The sequence below is a fragment of the Mesorhizobium sp. M0051 genome (assembly GCF_040323235.1).
GTDB lineage: Bacteria > Pseudomonadota > Alphaproteobacteria > Rhizobiales > Rhizobiaceae > Mesorhizobium.
Window position 1 is genome coordinate 1 of the sequence record NZ_JAMYUT010000010.1, and the last position, 14,257, is coordinate 14,257.

Annotated in this window: 15 protein-coding genes; 5 read left to right on the forward strand and 10 right to left on the reverse strand. The window is 61.9% G+C overall.

The window, feature by feature from the left end; translation table 11 throughout:
- The first annotated feature begins 139 nt into the window (after positions 1–139).
- From urtB to NKJ90_RS12360, 5 genes are all read left to right on the forward strand, one after another.
- Positions 140–1,753: an urea ABC transporter permease subunit UrtB gene (gene urtB / locus NKJ90_RS12340; protein ID WP_023759339.1), complete on the forward strand. Its 1,614-nt coding sequence runs from the start codon at positions 140–142 to the stop codon at positions 1,751–1,753.
- Complete coding sequence (urtC, locus tag NKJ90_RS12345) at positions 1,750–2,982, forward strand: urea ABC transporter permease subunit UrtC (protein ID WP_023759338.1); 1,233 nt, start codon at positions 1,750–1,752, stop codon at positions 2,980–2,982. The genes urtB and urtC overlap by 4 nt, the downstream gene beginning before the upstream one ends.
- 6 nt (positions 2,983–2,988) lie before the next feature.
- Positions 2,989–3,735: an urea ABC transporter ATP-binding protein UrtD gene (gene urtD, locus NKJ90_RS12350; RefSeq protein WP_023759337.1), complete on the forward strand. Its 747-nt coding sequence runs from the start codon at positions 2,989–2,991 to the stop codon at positions 3,733–3,735.
- Positions 3,736–3,804: 69 nt separating this feature from the next.
- Complete coding sequence (gene urtE / locus NKJ90_RS12355; RefSeq protein WP_023759336.1) at positions 3,805–4,500, forward strand: urea ABC transporter ATP-binding subunit UrtE; 696 nt, start codon at positions 3,805–3,807, stop codon at positions 4,498–4,500.
- Between the two features lie 361 nt (positions 4,501–4,861).
- The gene (locus NKJ90_RS12360; RefSeq protein WP_023759335.1) at positions 4,862–5,038 is read left to right on the forward strand and encodes a hypothetical protein; all 177 of its coding nucleotides are present in this window, start codon (positions 4,862–4,864) and stop codon (positions 5,036–5,038) included.
- Between the two features lie 47 nt (positions 5,039–5,085).
- Here NKJ90_RS12360 and NKJ90_RS12365 read toward each other — a convergent pair whose 3' ends face one another.
- The 10 genes from NKJ90_RS12365 to NKJ90_RS12410 form a co-directional block, all read right to left on the reverse strand.
- Positions 5,086–6,237 carry a GGDEF domain-containing protein gene (locus NKJ90_RS12365; RefSeq protein WP_023759334.1) on the reverse strand — a complete coding sequence of 384 codons (1,152 nt, stop codon included), beginning with the start codon at positions 6,235–6,237 and terminating at the stop codon, positions 5,086–5,088.
- A 111-nt stretch (positions 6,238–6,348) separates the two neighbouring features.
- Positions 6,349–6,489, reverse strand: a complete 141-nt coding sequence (locus NKJ90_RS12370) for a hypothetical protein (protein ID WP_245266605.1) — start codon at positions 6,487–6,489, stop codon at positions 6,349–6,351.
- Positions 6,490–6,771: 282 nt separating this feature from the next.
- Complete coding sequence (locus NKJ90_RS12375; protein WP_023759332.1) at positions 6,772–7,575, reverse strand: DUF72 domain-containing protein; 804 nt, start codon at positions 7,573–7,575, stop codon at positions 6,772–6,774.
- A 41-nt stretch (positions 7,576–7,616) separates the two neighbouring features.
- Positions 7,617–8,081 (reverse strand): GNAT family N-acetyltransferase, encoded by a 465-nt coding sequence (locus tag NKJ90_RS12380; RefSeq protein ID WP_023759331.1) that lies wholly within the window; start codon positions 8,079–8,081, stop codon positions 7,617–7,619.
- A gap of 34 nt (positions 8,082–8,115) precedes the next feature.
- Entirely contained in the window at positions 8,116–11,037 is a 2,922-nt protein-coding gene (gene uvrA, locus NKJ90_RS12385) for an excinuclease ABC subunit UvrA (RefSeq protein ID WP_352486127.1), read from the reverse strand.
- 713 nt (positions 11,038–11,750) lie between these two features.
- On the reverse strand, positions 11,751–11,918 hold the full coding sequence (locus NKJ90_RS33495; protein ID WP_502904905.1) for a hypothetical protein: 168 nt from the start codon (positions 11,916–11,918) through the stop codon (positions 11,751–11,753).
- Between the two features lie 319 nt (positions 11,919–12,237).
- The gene (locus tag NKJ90_RS12395) at positions 12,238–12,843 is read right to left on the reverse strand and encodes an ATP-dependent Clp protease proteolytic subunit (RefSeq protein ID WP_023759329.1); all 606 of its coding nucleotides are present in this window, start codon (positions 12,841–12,843) and stop codon (positions 12,238–12,240) included.
- Positions 12,844–12,865: 22 nt separating this feature from the next.
- Positions 12,866–13,372: an SRPBCC family protein gene (locus NKJ90_RS12400; RefSeq protein ID WP_031260201.1), complete on the reverse strand. Its 507-nt coding sequence runs from the start codon at positions 13,370–13,372 to the stop codon at positions 12,866–12,868.
- On the reverse strand, positions 13,369–13,683 hold the full coding sequence (locus tag NKJ90_RS12405; protein WP_023759327.1) for an ArsR/SmtB family transcription factor: 315 nt from the start codon (positions 13,681–13,683) through the stop codon (positions 13,369–13,371). Before NKJ90_RS12405 ends, NKJ90_RS12400 begins: the two co-directional genes overlap by 4 nt.
- Before the next feature lie 45 nt (positions 13,684–13,728).
- The gene (locus NKJ90_RS12410) at positions 13,729–14,118 is read right to left on the reverse strand and encodes a cupin domain-containing protein (protein WP_023759326.1); all 390 of its coding nucleotides are present in this window, start codon (positions 14,116–14,118) and stop codon (positions 13,729–13,731) included.
- Positions 14,119–14,257: the final 139 nt, after the last annotated feature.

Here is a 14,257-nt window from a genome sequence, read left to right on the forward strand (position 1 = left end):
AACATCCCCCATCCCACCCCCCGCGGGCGGCCCCGCCGGCCCCCGCCGGGGCCTCATCACGCCCCCGCGCGCGCGCCCGGTGCGCGCCCCCGCCCGGCCGCACGCCCAATTCAAACCTCCAAGGGGCTAACAGAAGCCGATGACCTTGATCCGCGCGGGCCTGACGCTGTTGTTCCTGCTGGCGATGCTGTCGTCATCGGGCGCAGGTGAGGCCGATCTGCGCGGCATCATCGCCAAATTCGCGACGGCCAAGGGCTTTTCGGAGACAGGAGTCGTCGTCCACGAACTGGCGGCTACCGGCGATCCGGCGGTGGAGCGGCCGCTTGCGGCACTCGCCGACGGCAACCTTTATATCCGCAAGAGCGATGCCCTGGTGTTTGCCGGCAAGGAAGCAGGCGAGAGCGTCCAGCTTTTCGATCCGCTGAGCGGCGAAGCGTCGGGCGAAGCGGCCAAGGACGAAATCACCAAGATCAAGGTCAACAACACGCTGCGCCGCGTCATCCGCGATGCGCTGGGCACGCTGACGCTTGGCGCCAATGATCCGACTGTCCGCATTGCCGCCGCCGACACCATGTTCAAGACACCCGATGCCGCAAACATCGAGCCGCTCGACACCGCGATCGCCAGTGAGACCGTGGCCAGCGTCAAGGCTCTGCTCGAACAGGCTCGTGCCGCCTCCATCCTGGTCTCCGACCGGCCAGACGCGGACAAGCTCGCCGCAATTGCACTCATCGGTGCACGGGGCGACCGTGATGCGGTTTCATTGCTGACTTCGGTCGAGGCGAATTCCCCGGATGCGATCAAGCAAGCGGCGACAGCCGCGATCGCCACCATCAACTCGACGCTGGCCTTCTGGGATGCGGGCCAGAACATCTGGTACGGCATTTCGCTTGGCTCGGTGCTGCTGCTGGCGGCAATCGGGCTTGCCATCACCTTTGGCGTCATGGGCGTTATCAACATGGCGCATGGCGAGATGGTCATGCTGGGCGCCTACACGACCTTCGTCGTCCAGCAGTTGATCCGTACGTCTTTTCCGGACCTGTTCGACTGGTCGCTGGTCATTGCACTGCCGCTCGCCTTCCTCGTCTCGGCTCTGGTTGGTCTGATCATCGAGCGCGGCATCATCCGTTTCCTTTATGGGCGGCCGTTGGAGACACTGCTGGCGACTTGGGGCGTCTCGCTGATCCTGCAGCAGGCGGTACGCTCGATCTTCGGGCCGACAAACCAGGAGGTCGGTAGCCCCTCCTGGATGTCGGGCTCGGTCAATCTCGGCCAGCTTGCGATCACCTGGAACCGCCTGTGGATCCTGGTTTTCGCGCTCACCGTTTTCGCGGTGCTGCTCTATGTCATGAAGCGCACGCCCTGGGGCCTGCAGATGCGCGCGGTCACCGCCAACCGGCGCATGGCCGCCTCGATGGGCATCAGGACACCGTGGGTCGACGCGCTGACTTTTGCCTTGGGGTCAGGCATTGCCGGCATCGCCGGTGTGGCGCTCAGCCAGATCGACAATGTCTCGCCCAATCTTGGCCGTGGCTACATCATTGACAGCTTCATGGTCGTCGTCTTCGGCGGCGTCGGCAATCTGTGGGGCACGCTGGTCGGCGCGTTCTCGCTCGGCATCGTCAACAAATTCCTTGAGCCCTATGCCGGCGCCGTGCTCGGCAAGATCGTCGTGCTGGTCCTCATCATCCTGTTCATCCAGAAGCGCCCGCGCGGCCTGTTCGCGCTCAAGGGCAGGGCGGTGGAGGCATGATCTCAGGACGCTTCTTCGCCGCCGGCGCGGATCGCCGCATTGCCATCACGATTCTCATCCTGCTGGCGGTGGCTGTCATCGTGCCGCTGCTTAATCTGGCGGTCTCGCCGACGAGCGCGTTCTACATCCCGTCCTATATCGTGGCGCTGACCGGCAAATATCTCTGCTACGCGCTGCTCGCCTTGGCGCTCGACCTTGTCTGGGGCTATTGCGGCATCCTTTCGCTCGGTCACGGCGCCTTCTTCGCGCTCGGCGGCTACGCGATGGGCATGTATCTGATGCGCCAGATCGGCTCGCGCGGCGTCTATGGCAACCCGATCCTGCCCGATTTCATGGTGTTCCTGAACTACAAGGAATTGCCGTGGTTCTGGACTGGGTTCGATCATTTCTGGTTCGCCGGCCTCATGGTGCTGGCGGTGCCGGGCCTGCTCGCCTTCGTCTTCGGCTGGTTTGCCTTTCGCAGCCGTGTCACCGGCGTCTATCTCTCCATTATCACCCAGGCGATGACCTATGCGCTGCTGCTCGCGTTTTTCCGCAACGACATGGGTTTCGGCGGCAACAACGGGCTGACCGATTTCAAGGATATTCTGGGCTTCAACGTGCAAGCCGACGCGACGCGTTCGGCGCTATTCGCGGCCAGCGCGGTGACGCTCGCACTCGCCGTTTTCGTCACCTGGACGATCGTCGGCTCCAAATACGGCAAGCTCTTGATGGCGGTGCGCGACGCCGAGAGCCGCACGCGCTTCCTCGGCTGGCGGGCGGAGAACGTTAAGCTGTTCGCCTTCACCGTGTCGGCTGTCATGGCCGGCATTGCGGGTGCGCTCTACGTGCCGCAGGTCGGCATCATCAATCCGGGGGAATTCGAGCCGGCCAATTCGATCGAGGTCGTCGTTTGGGCCGCTGTCGGCGGGCGCGGCACCATTGTCGGACCGATCATCGGGGCTTTGCTGGTCAATGCCGGAAAATCCTGGTTCACCGGCGTGCTGCCGGAGTTCTGGCTGTTTGCCTTGGGCGGGCTGTTCGTCGCCGTCACGCTTTTGCTGCCCAAGGGCATCATCGGCATGTGGGATTCCTGGCGTGGCAACGCCAAGGCGCTGCGGGCAGCCTCGATTGCCGAGGAAGCCGGCACCGATGCCGACGTCCCGCTGCCGGCAAAGATTGTTCGTAGCGAAGCGAGAAAGCCCGGTGACTGGTCCGCGACCAGCCCCGAACCGCAGCCGGCGGAGTGAGCGATCATGTCAAAGTCGAACACGATCCTCTATCTCGACGGCGTCTCGGTTTCGTTCGACGGTTTCCGTGCCATCAACAACCTGTCGCTGGTGCTCGACAAGGGCGAGATGCGGGCCATCATCGGCCCCAACGGGGCCGGCAAGACGACGATGATGGACATCGTCACCGGCAAGACGCGGCCCGACGAGGGCGAGGTGTTCTTCGACGGAGAGGTGGATCTCACCAAGCATGACGAGGCCGAGATCGCCATGATGGGCATCGGTCGCAAATTCCAGAAGCCGACTGTCTTCGAAAGCCACACGATCGAGGAAAACCTTATGCTGGCGCTGAAGGGTCCGCGCTCGATCTTCCCGGCGCTGTTCCATCGCCGCTCGGCAGCCGAGACGCGGCAGATCGACGATATCCTCGGCATCGTCCGGCTTGGCGACAAGCGGAACGACCTGGCAGCCAATCTCAGCCATGGACAGAAGCAGTGGCTCGAGATCGGCATGCTGCTGGCGCAGGATCCGAAGCTGCTTTTGGTCGATGAGCCGGTCGCCGGCATGACCGATGCAGAGACCGAGGAGACCGCACGCCTGCTCAAGGATATTGCGCGCGATCATTCGGTCATCGTCGTCGAGCACGACATGCATTTCGTGCGCGAACTCGGCGTCAAGGTCACCTGCCTGCACGAGGGCTCGGTGCTGTCGGAAGGCACTCTCGATTTCGTGTCGGCCGACGAGCGAGTCGTCGAAGTCTATCTGGGGAGATGAGCATGGTTTGGCGGGTTCAATTCCATCGCTTCGATCTGTCGTTTCTCAGGTTCTGGAGAAGGCGCTGACATGCTCGAAGTTTCCAATGCCACGTTGCACTACGGCGCTGCCCAGGCGCTGCGCGGCGTGTCGCTGAAGGCGCGCGCAGGCAAGATCACCTGCGTGCTCGGCCGCAACGGCGTCGGCAAGACCAGTTTGATGAGATCGATCGTCGGCCACCACCGGCTGACGAGCGGAAGCGTTGCCTTCGAGGGGAAGGCGCTCGACCGGAGCGCGGCGTATGACCGCGCCCGGTCGGGCATCGCATTCGTGCCGCAGGGCAGGGAGATCTTTCCGCTGCTCACCGTGCGGGAAAATCTCGAATCGGGCTTCGCGCCCCTGAAGCGGGCCGACCGCAACATTCCCGCGCATGTCTTCGAATTGTTCCCGGTGCTCAAGCAGATGCTCGGCCGGCGTGGCGGCGACCTTTCCGGCGGCCAGCAGCAGCAACTCGCCATCGGCAGGGCGCTGGTGATGCGGCCGAAACTGCTGGTGCTCGATGAGCCGACCGAAGGCATACAGCCGTCGATCATCAAGGATATCGGCCGTGCCATCCGCTATCTGCGCGACCAGGCCGGCATCGCCGTGCTTTTGGTCGAACAATATCTCGATTTCTGCCGCGAACTCGCCGACGAGGTCAACATCATGGACCGTGGCCTGATCGTCCATACCGGCCCGGCGGAAGATTTAGACCGTGCTGATGTACGCAAGTTCCTGACGGTCTAATGCATGTCGCTCAAAAGTGGCCCTCGTTTTGAGACAACGACATGAATGGAAGCGCGGCGCATGAATCCGTTTCGACGCGACGCGCTCTAGAATCGTCGCTGGACTTCAGTTGACGATCCGAAGTCCTTGGCAAGTCCAATATTTCTCCGATCCAGCCATCTGCGTCACTGGTGCACCATATACCGCGTGCTAGTCTTTCACAGGGCTTTTGTGAGTCGGCCGCTTCCGTATCAGTCTGGTTCATCGCAGATCGAGGGCGTGGCTAGCACAGGGCCAGTTTCACGCAAGCAAAGCTTCCTAGCTTCTCTCCTGCGATCTCTGTCGTTCAAACGCGTTTGGGCACACAGGCCAAGGGACAGCCATGGAACGTTATGTCGAGGACTACCAGAAGCGGCGGCTTACCGAGCGCGTCGATATCATCACCGCCATCAACATCTTGAAGTCCCAAGGCTACGGCCATGACGACCTGATCGAGGAGATCACCAAGGTCTTCTATGTCGACCTGGACGCTTTCAATGAAATCGTCATGGCGGCATAAGAGCCGCAATCTCTCCGGGCCGTTGCCATGGCATCGATACGCGTGGTCTAACCCACGCGCCGTAATGCCGAGGCGGTGACGCGGTTGCGGCCGCCGCGCTTAGCGGCGTAGAGCGCCTTGTCGGCGGCGCTGAGCACCTTGTCGAAGCTGACGCCCTCTTTGGTGCCGAAAGCAAATCCGGCACTGACCGTGCATATCAGCGAGCCTGCCTCGGTTTCTATACGACGCGCGGCGAAAGCTGCCCGGATGGTTTCGGCGGTGGCTTCCACCGTTTCGGGCAAGGTCCGCTTCAGCACCAGCGCGAATTCCTCGCCGCCCATGCGCGCAGCGACATCGGCCGGGCGAAGATTGCCGGCGAGATCCCTGGCGAACACCCTCAGCACTTCATCGCCGGCGGCATGGCCGAATTCGTCGTTGATGGCCTTGAAGCCGTCGAGGTCGAACACCACCACGGCCGTGAAGGCGCCGACGGGCGCATCGCCGTGCATGTCGAAAAGGGCTCGGCGATTGAGAAGGCCGGTCAGCGGATCGGTCAGCGCGTTGCGGCGGTGATACTGTGCCAGGCGCCCCTGGTTGAGTGCCAGCGAAAGGGAGCCGATACCGGTCATGCAGGCGATGACGATGACCAGGCTGAGGTCCTCGACCCAGTTGCTCGGCGCATGGCCGAGCACAAGCTTGCCGTCCGATGCCAGAACCATGGCGCACAGCACGAAGGATACGGCGGTGATCGAATAGAGCGCGGTGACCCCGATGATCGGGGCAGGGGATTCGGCACGGCCCTTCCAGTATTCGAGAGCGGTGGCGAAGAGCAGCAGCGCGGCAAAGAAATTCTCCAGCATGAATCCCAGTCCGTCATAGCCGAGCACCATCGGCGGCAGGGCTACGGCCAGCGAGATGTTGGCGCCGAGCGCGATGCGCGGCAGCGGAGAGCGGCCCGTGGTGAACTGGTGGGCGGCGCCGAGCATGGTCGAGAAGCCGAGCAGCAGCAGCGTAAACGAGGCGACGCCGAGCATCGGTCCGGGCTTGTCGATATAGGCTTTGTAGGTGAAGACGTCGCCGACAACCAGCAGCACGCTGGCCGCCCAGGTCAGCAAGAATTTCTCCGAACGCGCTGTAAGCCAGATGCCGAACAACGTCAGGCTGAGGCAGGCGGCGGAAAAGCCGACAGCGAGCAGCAGTGAGTTGTAGTCGAGTGACATGCCCTCTTCCTTGCCCGCGCTGGAGCAACTCTGCGCCCAACTGGATTCATGCAGCAAGGAAGTATCGATAAGGTTACGATATCAGTGAAGATGTCGAGATTCCGCAGAGTATCAGAAGAGCGCCGACAACAACAGCAGCGCCAGGCCAATGCCCATCATCAACAGGCCTGGCCAATTCTGCGACAGGCCGAGGAAACTGAGCCCCCGCCGGCGTGGCTCGAGCGTCGGTCCTGGTGTTGCGAGGTGTGGCATCGGGCGATCCGGAACGACAGGCGCAGGATCGCTAAGCCTCCCGCGCCAAAGGACGGCGCCTGCCATGTACACAACGCCAGCGACAGTAAGCAATGCACCGAGGAGGATGATAGCCATTTGTCGTTGCCCTTTTTCAAGTCCCTGCATCCGATGCAGGAACTTGCGGGATCGTTGCCTAAGCGTTCGCGATGTCGCACGCGTCGCCATCTGCCAGGATAGAACGATCAATGCGCCGGGCAGGTTCCAACAACAATCTAAGGTGCCGGCTGGAGATCCGCCGCTCTAATTCACTCGCTTCATCAATGCCATGGCGCCGAACGGCGCGCGCACTTTGCCCTCGGTGATGAAGTAGACGAACACGTCGCGCGGCTGGACTGGTGCATCGGTACCGGGATCGGCACGGCGAAGGTCGGCCGGCTGCTTGCCCTCCGCCCAGGTCTTTGCCCGCGCGGCCCATTCATCGAGACCCTTCGGCGTGTAGCAATCGGGATTGTCGTCGCTGCCGGTCTGCAGCCGTGCATAGACGAAATCGGCTGTAACGTCGGCGATGTCGGGATACTTGGCATGATCGGCATAAACGATCGCCGCCTTGTGTCTGCGCGCCAGCGCCACGAATTCCGGCACGATGAAGCTATCGTTGCGTACTTCAAGCGCGTGGCGCAGCGCGACGCCATCCTGTTTTTCCGGCAGCAGTTTCAGGAAGGCTTCGAAGTCATCCGGATCGAATTTCTTGGTCGGCGCGAACTGCCACAGGATCGGCCCAAGCTTTTCACCGAGCGCGGTCACGCCTGAGCCGAGGAAGCGCATTATCGATTCGCCGGCCTCGCCGAGCACGCGGCGGTTGGTGACGAAGCGATTGCCCTTCAGCGCATAGACGAAACCGTCGGGCGCCTCGCTGGCCCATTTCACGAAGGTCGGTTCCTTGAAGCTGGAATAGTAGGTGCCATTGACCTCGATGGTCGGCACCTGCCGGCTGGCGTAGTTCAGCTGCTTGGCCTTGGAAAGCTTGTCGGGATAAAAGGACGTATCCCAGGGCTCGAAAGTCCAGCCGCCCATGCCGGCGCGGATTGTTCCCGATGTGCTCATTGTCATCCTCCCAGTGAAGAAATCTGGCCAGTGAAGAAAAATCAGGCCGCTTCATCGACTGGCTTTGCCATGTCGACGAGCACCCAGCCTGGCCGATAGGGATTGGGCCTGCGACCCGTTTCATGGAAACCATAGGCCAGATAGAGCGCGATGTTCCGCTCCATCCTGGCGTTGGTGTAGAGCCGCACCTCGGGCAAGCCCCAGAGGCGCGTCTGTTCGTCGGCGTGTTTGAGCAGGGCGACGCCGAGGCCCTTGCCTTGGAAGGCCGGGGCCACGGCGACGGAAAAGATCATCGCGTGATCGTCATGCCACTCCAGCGTGAGCACTCCGGCAAACTCGCCGCCGCTCTCCAGCAGCCAGACCTCGCCGCGCTCGATGCGCGGAGCGTAGTCCTCGGTGACCGGGATCGGCGGCGCGCCGAACAAGGCGGTGTAGGGGGCATAGGCTGCTTCCGTCAGCGAGACGACTGTCTGGAGATTACCGGCCCGAGCCCTTCTGATTGTCATTCAAAAGCTCCCCCAGGTGCCGCCGGTCCGATCATCACTCCGCGGCTTCGCGCTTGCCTCCGGGGCGTCGCTCCAGCAGCTCCTTGAGGAACTGGCCGGTGTAGCTGCGCTTCTCGCGCACGATTGCTTCCGGCGTGCCGGAGGCGACCAGTTCGCCGCCGCCATCGCCACCTTCGGGGCCGAGGTCGAGCACCCAGTCGGCGGTCTTGATCACCTCGAGATTGTGCTCGATGACGACCACCGTGTTGCCCTGGTCGACCAGTTCGTGCAGCACTTCCAACAGTTTGGCGACGTCGTGGAAGTGCAGGCCGGTGGTCGGTTCGTCAAGGATGTAGAGCGTCTTGCCTGTCGCCTTGCGCGACAGTTCCTTGGCGAGCTTGATTCGCTGCGCCTCGCCGCCGGACAGCGTCGTCGCCTGCTGGCCGATATGGATATAGCCGAGGCCGACCTGCTTCAACGTATCGAGCTTGTCGCGCACGCCCGGCACCGCGGCGAAGAAATCGACGCCTTCCTCGACGGTCATGTCAAGCACGTCGGCGATCGACTTGCCCTTGAACAGGACATCGAGCGTCTCTCTGTTGTAGCGCTTGCCGTGGCAGACGTCGCAGGTGACGTAGACGTCGGGCAGGAAGTGCATCTCGATCTTGATGACGCCGTCGCCCTGGCAGGCTTCGCAGCGCCCGCCCTTGACGTTGAACGAGAAGCGTCCCGGCTGATAGCCGCGCGCCTTGGCTTCTGGAAGGCCGGCGAACCAGTCGCGGATCGGTGTGAAGGCGCCGGTGTAGGTGGCCGGATTGCTGCGCGGGGTCCTGCCAATGGGCGACTGGTCGATGTCGATGACCTTGTCGAGGAATTCCAGGCCCTCAATGCGGTCATGATCGGCCGGGTGTTCGCGCGAGCCCATGATGCGGCGCGAGGCGGCCTTGAACAGCGTCTCGATCAGGAAGGTCGACTTGCCGCCGCCCGAGACGCCGGTGACGGCGGTGAACGTGCCGAGCGGGATTTCGGCGGTGACGTTCTTCAGATTGTTGCCGCGAGCGCCCACGATCTTGAGGCGCCGGTTCTTCTTCGCTTCGCGGCGCACGCCAGGCGTCGCCACTTCGAGCGCGCCCGACAGATATTTGCCGGTGATCGAATTGGGGTTGGCCATGACTTGCTGCGGCGTGCCCTGGGCGATGATCTCGCCGCCATGGATGCCGGCGGCCGGGCCCATATCGACGACGTAGTCGGCATGCAGGATGGCGTCCTCGTCATGCTCGACGACGATCACCGTGTTGCCGATGTCGCGCAGGTGCTTGAGCGTATCGAGCAGGCGGGCATTGTCGCGCTGATGCAGGCCGATCGACGGCTCGTCCAGCACGTAAAGCACGCCGGTGAGGCCGGAGCCGATCTGCGACGCCAGCCGGATGCGCTGGCTCTCGCCGCCCGACAGCGTGCCGGAATTGCGCGACAGGGTCAGATAGTCGAGCCCGACATCGTTGAGGAAACGCAGCCGCTCGCGGATTTCCTTGAGCACACGCACCGCGATCTCGTTCTGCTTGTCGTTCAGCGAGGCGGGCAGGTCGGTGAACCACCGGTCGGCCTTGCGGATGGAAAGCTCGGTGACTTCGCCGATGTGCTTGCCGGCGATCTTCACCGCCAGCGACTCGGGCTTCAGCCGATAGCCTTTGCAAGCCGGGCAGGGTGTGGCCGACATGAAGCGCTCGATCTCCTCGCGCATCCAGGCGGATTCGGTCTCTTTCCAGCGCCGCTCGAGATTGGGAATGACGCCTTCGAAAGTTTTCGTGGTCTTGTAGGAGCGCAGACCGTCGTCGTACTGGAAGGTGATCTCGCGCTCGCCGGTGCCGCGCAGGATGGCTTCCTTTGCCTCTTCGGTCAGGTCTTTGAACTTGTCGCCGAGCTTGAAGCCATAGGCCTTGCCGAGCGCTTCCAGCGTCTGCGCGTAATAGGGCGAGGTCGACTTCGCCCATGGGCTGACGGCGCCGTCGCGCAGCGAGATGTTTTCGTCCGGCACAATCAAATTGCCGTCGATGGCGCGCTGGCTACCGAGACCGTCGCAGGTCGGGCAGGCGCCGAACGGATTGTTGAACGAGAACAGGCGCGGTTCGATTTCCGGGATGGTGAAGCCGGACACGGGACAAGCAAATTTTTCCGAGAACAGGATGCGCTCATGCGTCTCGTTCTTCGACTTGTTGACCGAATCCTCGCCGGTCTGGCTGGCGTCGAGCGGCTTGTCGGCGAATTCGGCGACAGCCAACCCATCGGCCAGCTTCAAAGCGGTTTCGATGGAGTCGGCGAGCCGTGTCGCCAGATCGCCGCGCACGACGATGCGGTCGACGACGACGTCGAGGTCATGCTTGTACTTCTTGTCCAGTGCCGGCACGTCGGCGATTTCATAGAAGACGCCGTCGACCTTGACGCGCTGAAAGCCCTTCTTCTGCAACTCCAGCAATTCCTTGCGGTATTCGCCTTTGCGGCCGCGCACCATCGGCGCCAGGATGAACAGGCGGGTGCCTTCCTCGACCGCCAGCACGCGGTCGACCATCTGCGAAACCGTCTGGCTCTCGATCGGCAGGCCGGTGGCCGGCGAATAGGGGATGCCGACGCGCGCAAACAACAGGCGCATGTAGTCGTAGATCTCGGTGACGGTACCGACCGTCGAACGCGGGTTCTTCGAGGTGGTCTTCTGCTCGATCGAGATGGCAGGCGACAGGCCGTCGATCTGGTCGACGTCCGGCTTCTGCATCATTTCGAGGAATTGCCGGGCATAGGCCGACAGGCTCTCGACATAGCGGCGCTGCCCTTCGGCATAGATGGTGTCGAAAGCAAGCGAGGATTTGCCGGAACCCGACAGGCCGGTCATGACAATCAGGCTGTCACGCGGCAGGTCGAGATCGACATTCTTCAGATTGTGTTCGCGCGCCCCGCGAATGGAAAGATATTTATGGTCGGCCATCGCCGGTCGCCGCCTCAGAATCTGGAATTTCCTGGAATGGCGAGTTTCCCAGCCATCCCCTATGTAGGTAGTTTTGCCGCCGCGTCGAGAGACGCCACAATTCCCAACAAAAGCGTTTAACCGTCTTTCGCGTAAACGGGCAAGCGGAAAGAACAAAGACCGAACACGCTCCTGACAAAGCTGTTCAAAAACTGACCTGTACGTAATCTCCGGGCGATCACATTTTTCGGTATCTGTCTATTGCCGGTTGACGTCCCCGACACACGGGGGCAGAGTCTGGCAGTCAACGAAGCCGGCCGTCTTTCGATGGTCTCGCCGCCCGGAGGCGGCCTGCGAGACGCCGCAGGCATTAGCGATTTGTGCTTCGAGACGAAAACGTTGGAATGGACATAGGAGCGGAGCTATGACGCCACCGGATCGTCCCCCAGGGTTCCAGTTGTTACTGGAGCCGCGGCAGGCATAAGTGCCAGGGTCTAGCGTTTTCGCCACCCGACAAACCGTGACCTGCCATACTCCGTAAAAATCAGAGACTGCAGTCGGATCGTCGGCTGACGCCGCGTTGCATCCGAAATCAAATGCCGGCAGTACGCCCCCGGTAGAAGTTGGATTTGAGATCCAAAAAGGCCCCGTCCGTTTGCGCAAAGCACGGCGGGGCCATTTATGTGCGGATTGTCTTGTTGGCGATATGCCTGCGCGGCACGCCGGCACCACTATCAGTGGCGCGGCTGCCGGATTGAGCCGGCTCCGACATCGACGGTGATGCTGCCTGAAATCCTGACATCCGTGTCACCGATCTTGAACTGGCCGTTGCCGTTGCCGGGAAATGCGTCGTCGGGTTCGGGCTCGGGAGCCGGTTTGGCGATGCGATAATCGCCGGCCACGCCGGGCAGGGCCCTTTTTTGCCCCTGCGCCGAACTATCGTCTGCGAACGCCGACCCGCTCGAGAGACACGCGAGCGCTACAATGGCGATCACACGGTGCAATGTTCTGGGCGGATGAGTGTCGATCATCCCAGGATGATAGTGGCATGCCGTCGACGGGACCAGACCGACATCGTCAATCTTCCAAAGCGTGTCGTGTTTCGAGAACGGATTCAGGCGACGCGTTTTAGCCCTTTGTCTTTATGCATGTCATTCTCCCAAAACCGGGCCACTTTGGGCGACAACTTGAGCGCCGGCGGGAATGCGATCCGGCCCACTTTTATGCCGCCTTTTTTCGCGTGTCGAAGACATGGTCGACGATGCCCCAGGCCCGGGCCTCGCGGGCGGTCATGAAGTGGTCGCGGTCCAGCGTGCGTTCGACCTCTTCATAGGTGCGGCCGCAATGCTGCGCATAGAGTTCGGCCATGTGCCGTTTCGTCTGGACGATGCGCTCGGCATGGCGCTGGATGTCGGAGGCCTGACCCTGGAAGCCGCCAAGCGGCTGATGCAGCAGGATGGTGGCGTTCGGCAGTGAGATACGACGCCCGGCCGTTCCTGCCATCAGCAGGAACGAGGCCATCGAGGCGGCAAAGCCCATGCACACGGTCGAGACCGGGCAACTGATGTATTGCATCGTGTCGTAGATGGCGAAGCCGCTGGTCACCACGCCGCCCGGCGAGTTGATATAGAGCGAGATCTCCTTGTCGGGATTGTCCGATTCCAGCGACAGCAACTGTGCGCAGACCAGCGCAGAGATGTCGTCGTTGATCTCGCCATTGATGAAGACAATGCGTTCGCGCAACAGCCGCGAAAAGATGTCGAAGGCGCGTTCGCCGCGGCTCGATTGCTCGATGACCATCGGCACCAGACTGGCAACACCGCTCATGATCTTCTCTCCATTGTCCTGTTCAGGCTGCACGCAACAAGAGGCGAGGCGTGTTTGCGGCGATTGGCTTGCGTGAATCGGTTGCGTCGAGTGAAAGCCGGCAGTTGGCGCCCGCCATGGCGACCGCGGGCATTGCCTTGCGGGCGAAGCCGTCATGGACAATGCGCAGATGGGTGCCGCCGGAAACTGTAGGGGCAAGTGTGAAGGTGACAATGCTGTCCAATGCGCTGTCGAGGCTATCCTGTCGCGCGGCGTCGCCTGGCTGCTCCCGCCAGGAATAGCGCAGCAGCTTCTCCGGCTCGGCGTCGAGAATATCGCATTCGATCGCTGCGTCCGGCCCGGCGAAGGCAAAACGATTGCCGGTCTGCGGCCTGATGTCGTTCGGCATCATCCAGGCGGCGAGCAACTCCGGCACGGTCAGAGCCCGCCATACCTTTTCCGGCGGCTCGGCAAGGTCATACTCGAATTCGATCGCATCGGGAGAGATCTCGCGATGGCTATCGGCCTTCATCGATCGAACGTTTTTCATTGGTCCATGTCCTTCAAAACCGCCTTCAGTCTTTCGATGCGTTCCGGCCAGAAGGTCCGGTAGCGTTCGATCCAGGAGAGCAAGGGGGCGAGCCCTTGCGGGTCGGCGCGGTAATAGGCGTTGCGGCCGGCGCGGCGCTCGACCACCAGGCCGGCGCCGCGCAGCACCGCCAGATGCTGCGATACCGCCGGTTGCGACACCGTCATGCCGGTGCGCAATTCCGATACCGTCATTTCGCCAGAGGCGAGCCGCTCAAAGACGGCTCGGCGCGTCGGGTCGGCCAGGGCCCGGAAAATCTCTGCTTCGATCATGGCCAAAGCATAAGTCTACACTTATTGATTTGGCAAGTGCTGTTTTCACGAGACCGCCGGAAGCCAGCGCCTCACTGCCCCAACAGGCCCATCAAACGTCGCCTCGAAGATCGGCGATGCGAGCACGGCGTGAATATGAAGCGTTCCGGTGCCGACGTTCTTGAACCCATGTTTCCTGTTTGCGGGAACAACCAAAGACTGGCCCGGTGTCAGGACGCGGTGCTCATCGTCGATCCACATCTCGGCCCTGCCGGCGATGACGGTCAGCACTTCCTCCACGGGATGCCAGTGCGTTGGGGCACCGACCGTGGGTTCGACCCATTGTTCGGATATGCAAAGTTGCGATGCACCGTTGCTGGCTGAGACATGCATACGCGATTCCACACCTGCTCGCCATTGCTCGCGCTGCTGGTCCTCATGTGCCACGAATTTCATTTGATCGTCCCGATCCATTCCCGATTTCGTGGAAAATCTCGGACCGGGACATTACGTCTTGCTGACAAACATTGACAGAACGTCGTACGTACCATAGAACGAAAAGAGAACAAAAACGTTGTGGGAAAAGCCAGCCTTA

Bases quoted from the DNA above. Each gene is read 5' to 3' on its own strand.
- urtB (WP_023759339.1), top strand. From the start codon at position 140: ATGACCTTGATCCGCGCGGGCCTGACGCTGTTGTTCCTGCTGGCGATG.
- urtC (WP_023759338.1), top strand. From the start codon at position 1,750: ATGATCTCAGGACGCTTCTTCGCCGCCGGCGCGGATCGCCGCATTGCC.
- urtD (WP_023759337.1), top strand. From the start codon at position 2,989: ATGTCAAAGTCGAACACGATCCTCTATCTCGACGGCGTCTCGGTTTCG.
- urtE (WP_023759336.1), top strand. From the start codon at position 3,805: ATGCTCGAAGTTTCCAATGCCACGTTGCACTACGGCGCTGCCCAGGCG.
- NKJ90_RS12360 (WP_023759335.1), top strand. From the start codon at position 4,862: ATGGAACGTTATGTCGAGGACTACCAGAAGCGGCGGCTTACCGAGCGC.
- NKJ90_RS12365 (WP_023759334.1), bottom strand. From the start codon at position 6,237: ATGTCACTCGACTACAACTCACTGCTGCTCGCTGTCGGCTTTTCCGCC.
- NKJ90_RS12370 (WP_245266605.1), bottom strand. From the start codon at position 6,489: ATGCCACACCTCGCAACACCAGGACCGACGCTCGAGCCACGCCGGCGG.
- NKJ90_RS12375 (WP_023759332.1), bottom strand. From the start codon at position 7,575: ATGAGCACATCGGGAACAATCCGCGCCGGCATGGGCGGCTGGACTTTC.
- NKJ90_RS12380 (WP_023759331.1), bottom strand. From the start codon at position 8,081: ATGACAATCAGAAGGGCTCGGGCCGGTAATCTCCAGACAGTCGTCTCG.
- uvrA (WP_352486127.1), bottom strand. From the start codon at position 11,037: ATGGCCGACCATAAATATCTTTCCATTCGCGGGGCGCGCGAACACAAT.
- NKJ90_RS12395 (WP_023759329.1), bottom strand. From the start codon at position 12,843: ATGAGCGGTGTTGCCAGTCTGGTGCCGATGGTCATCGAGCAATCGAGC.
- NKJ90_RS12400 (WP_031260201.1), bottom strand. From the start codon at position 13,372: ATGAAAAACGTTCGATCGATGAAGGCCGATAGCCATCGCGAGATCTCT.
- NKJ90_RS12405 (WP_023759327.1), bottom strand. From the start codon at position 13,683: ATGATCGAAGCAGAGATTTTCCGGGCCCTGGCCGACCCGACGCGCCGA.
- NKJ90_RS12410 (WP_023759326.1), bottom strand. From the start codon at position 14,118: ATGAAATTCGTGGCACATGAGGACCAGCAGCGCGAGCAATGGCGAGCA.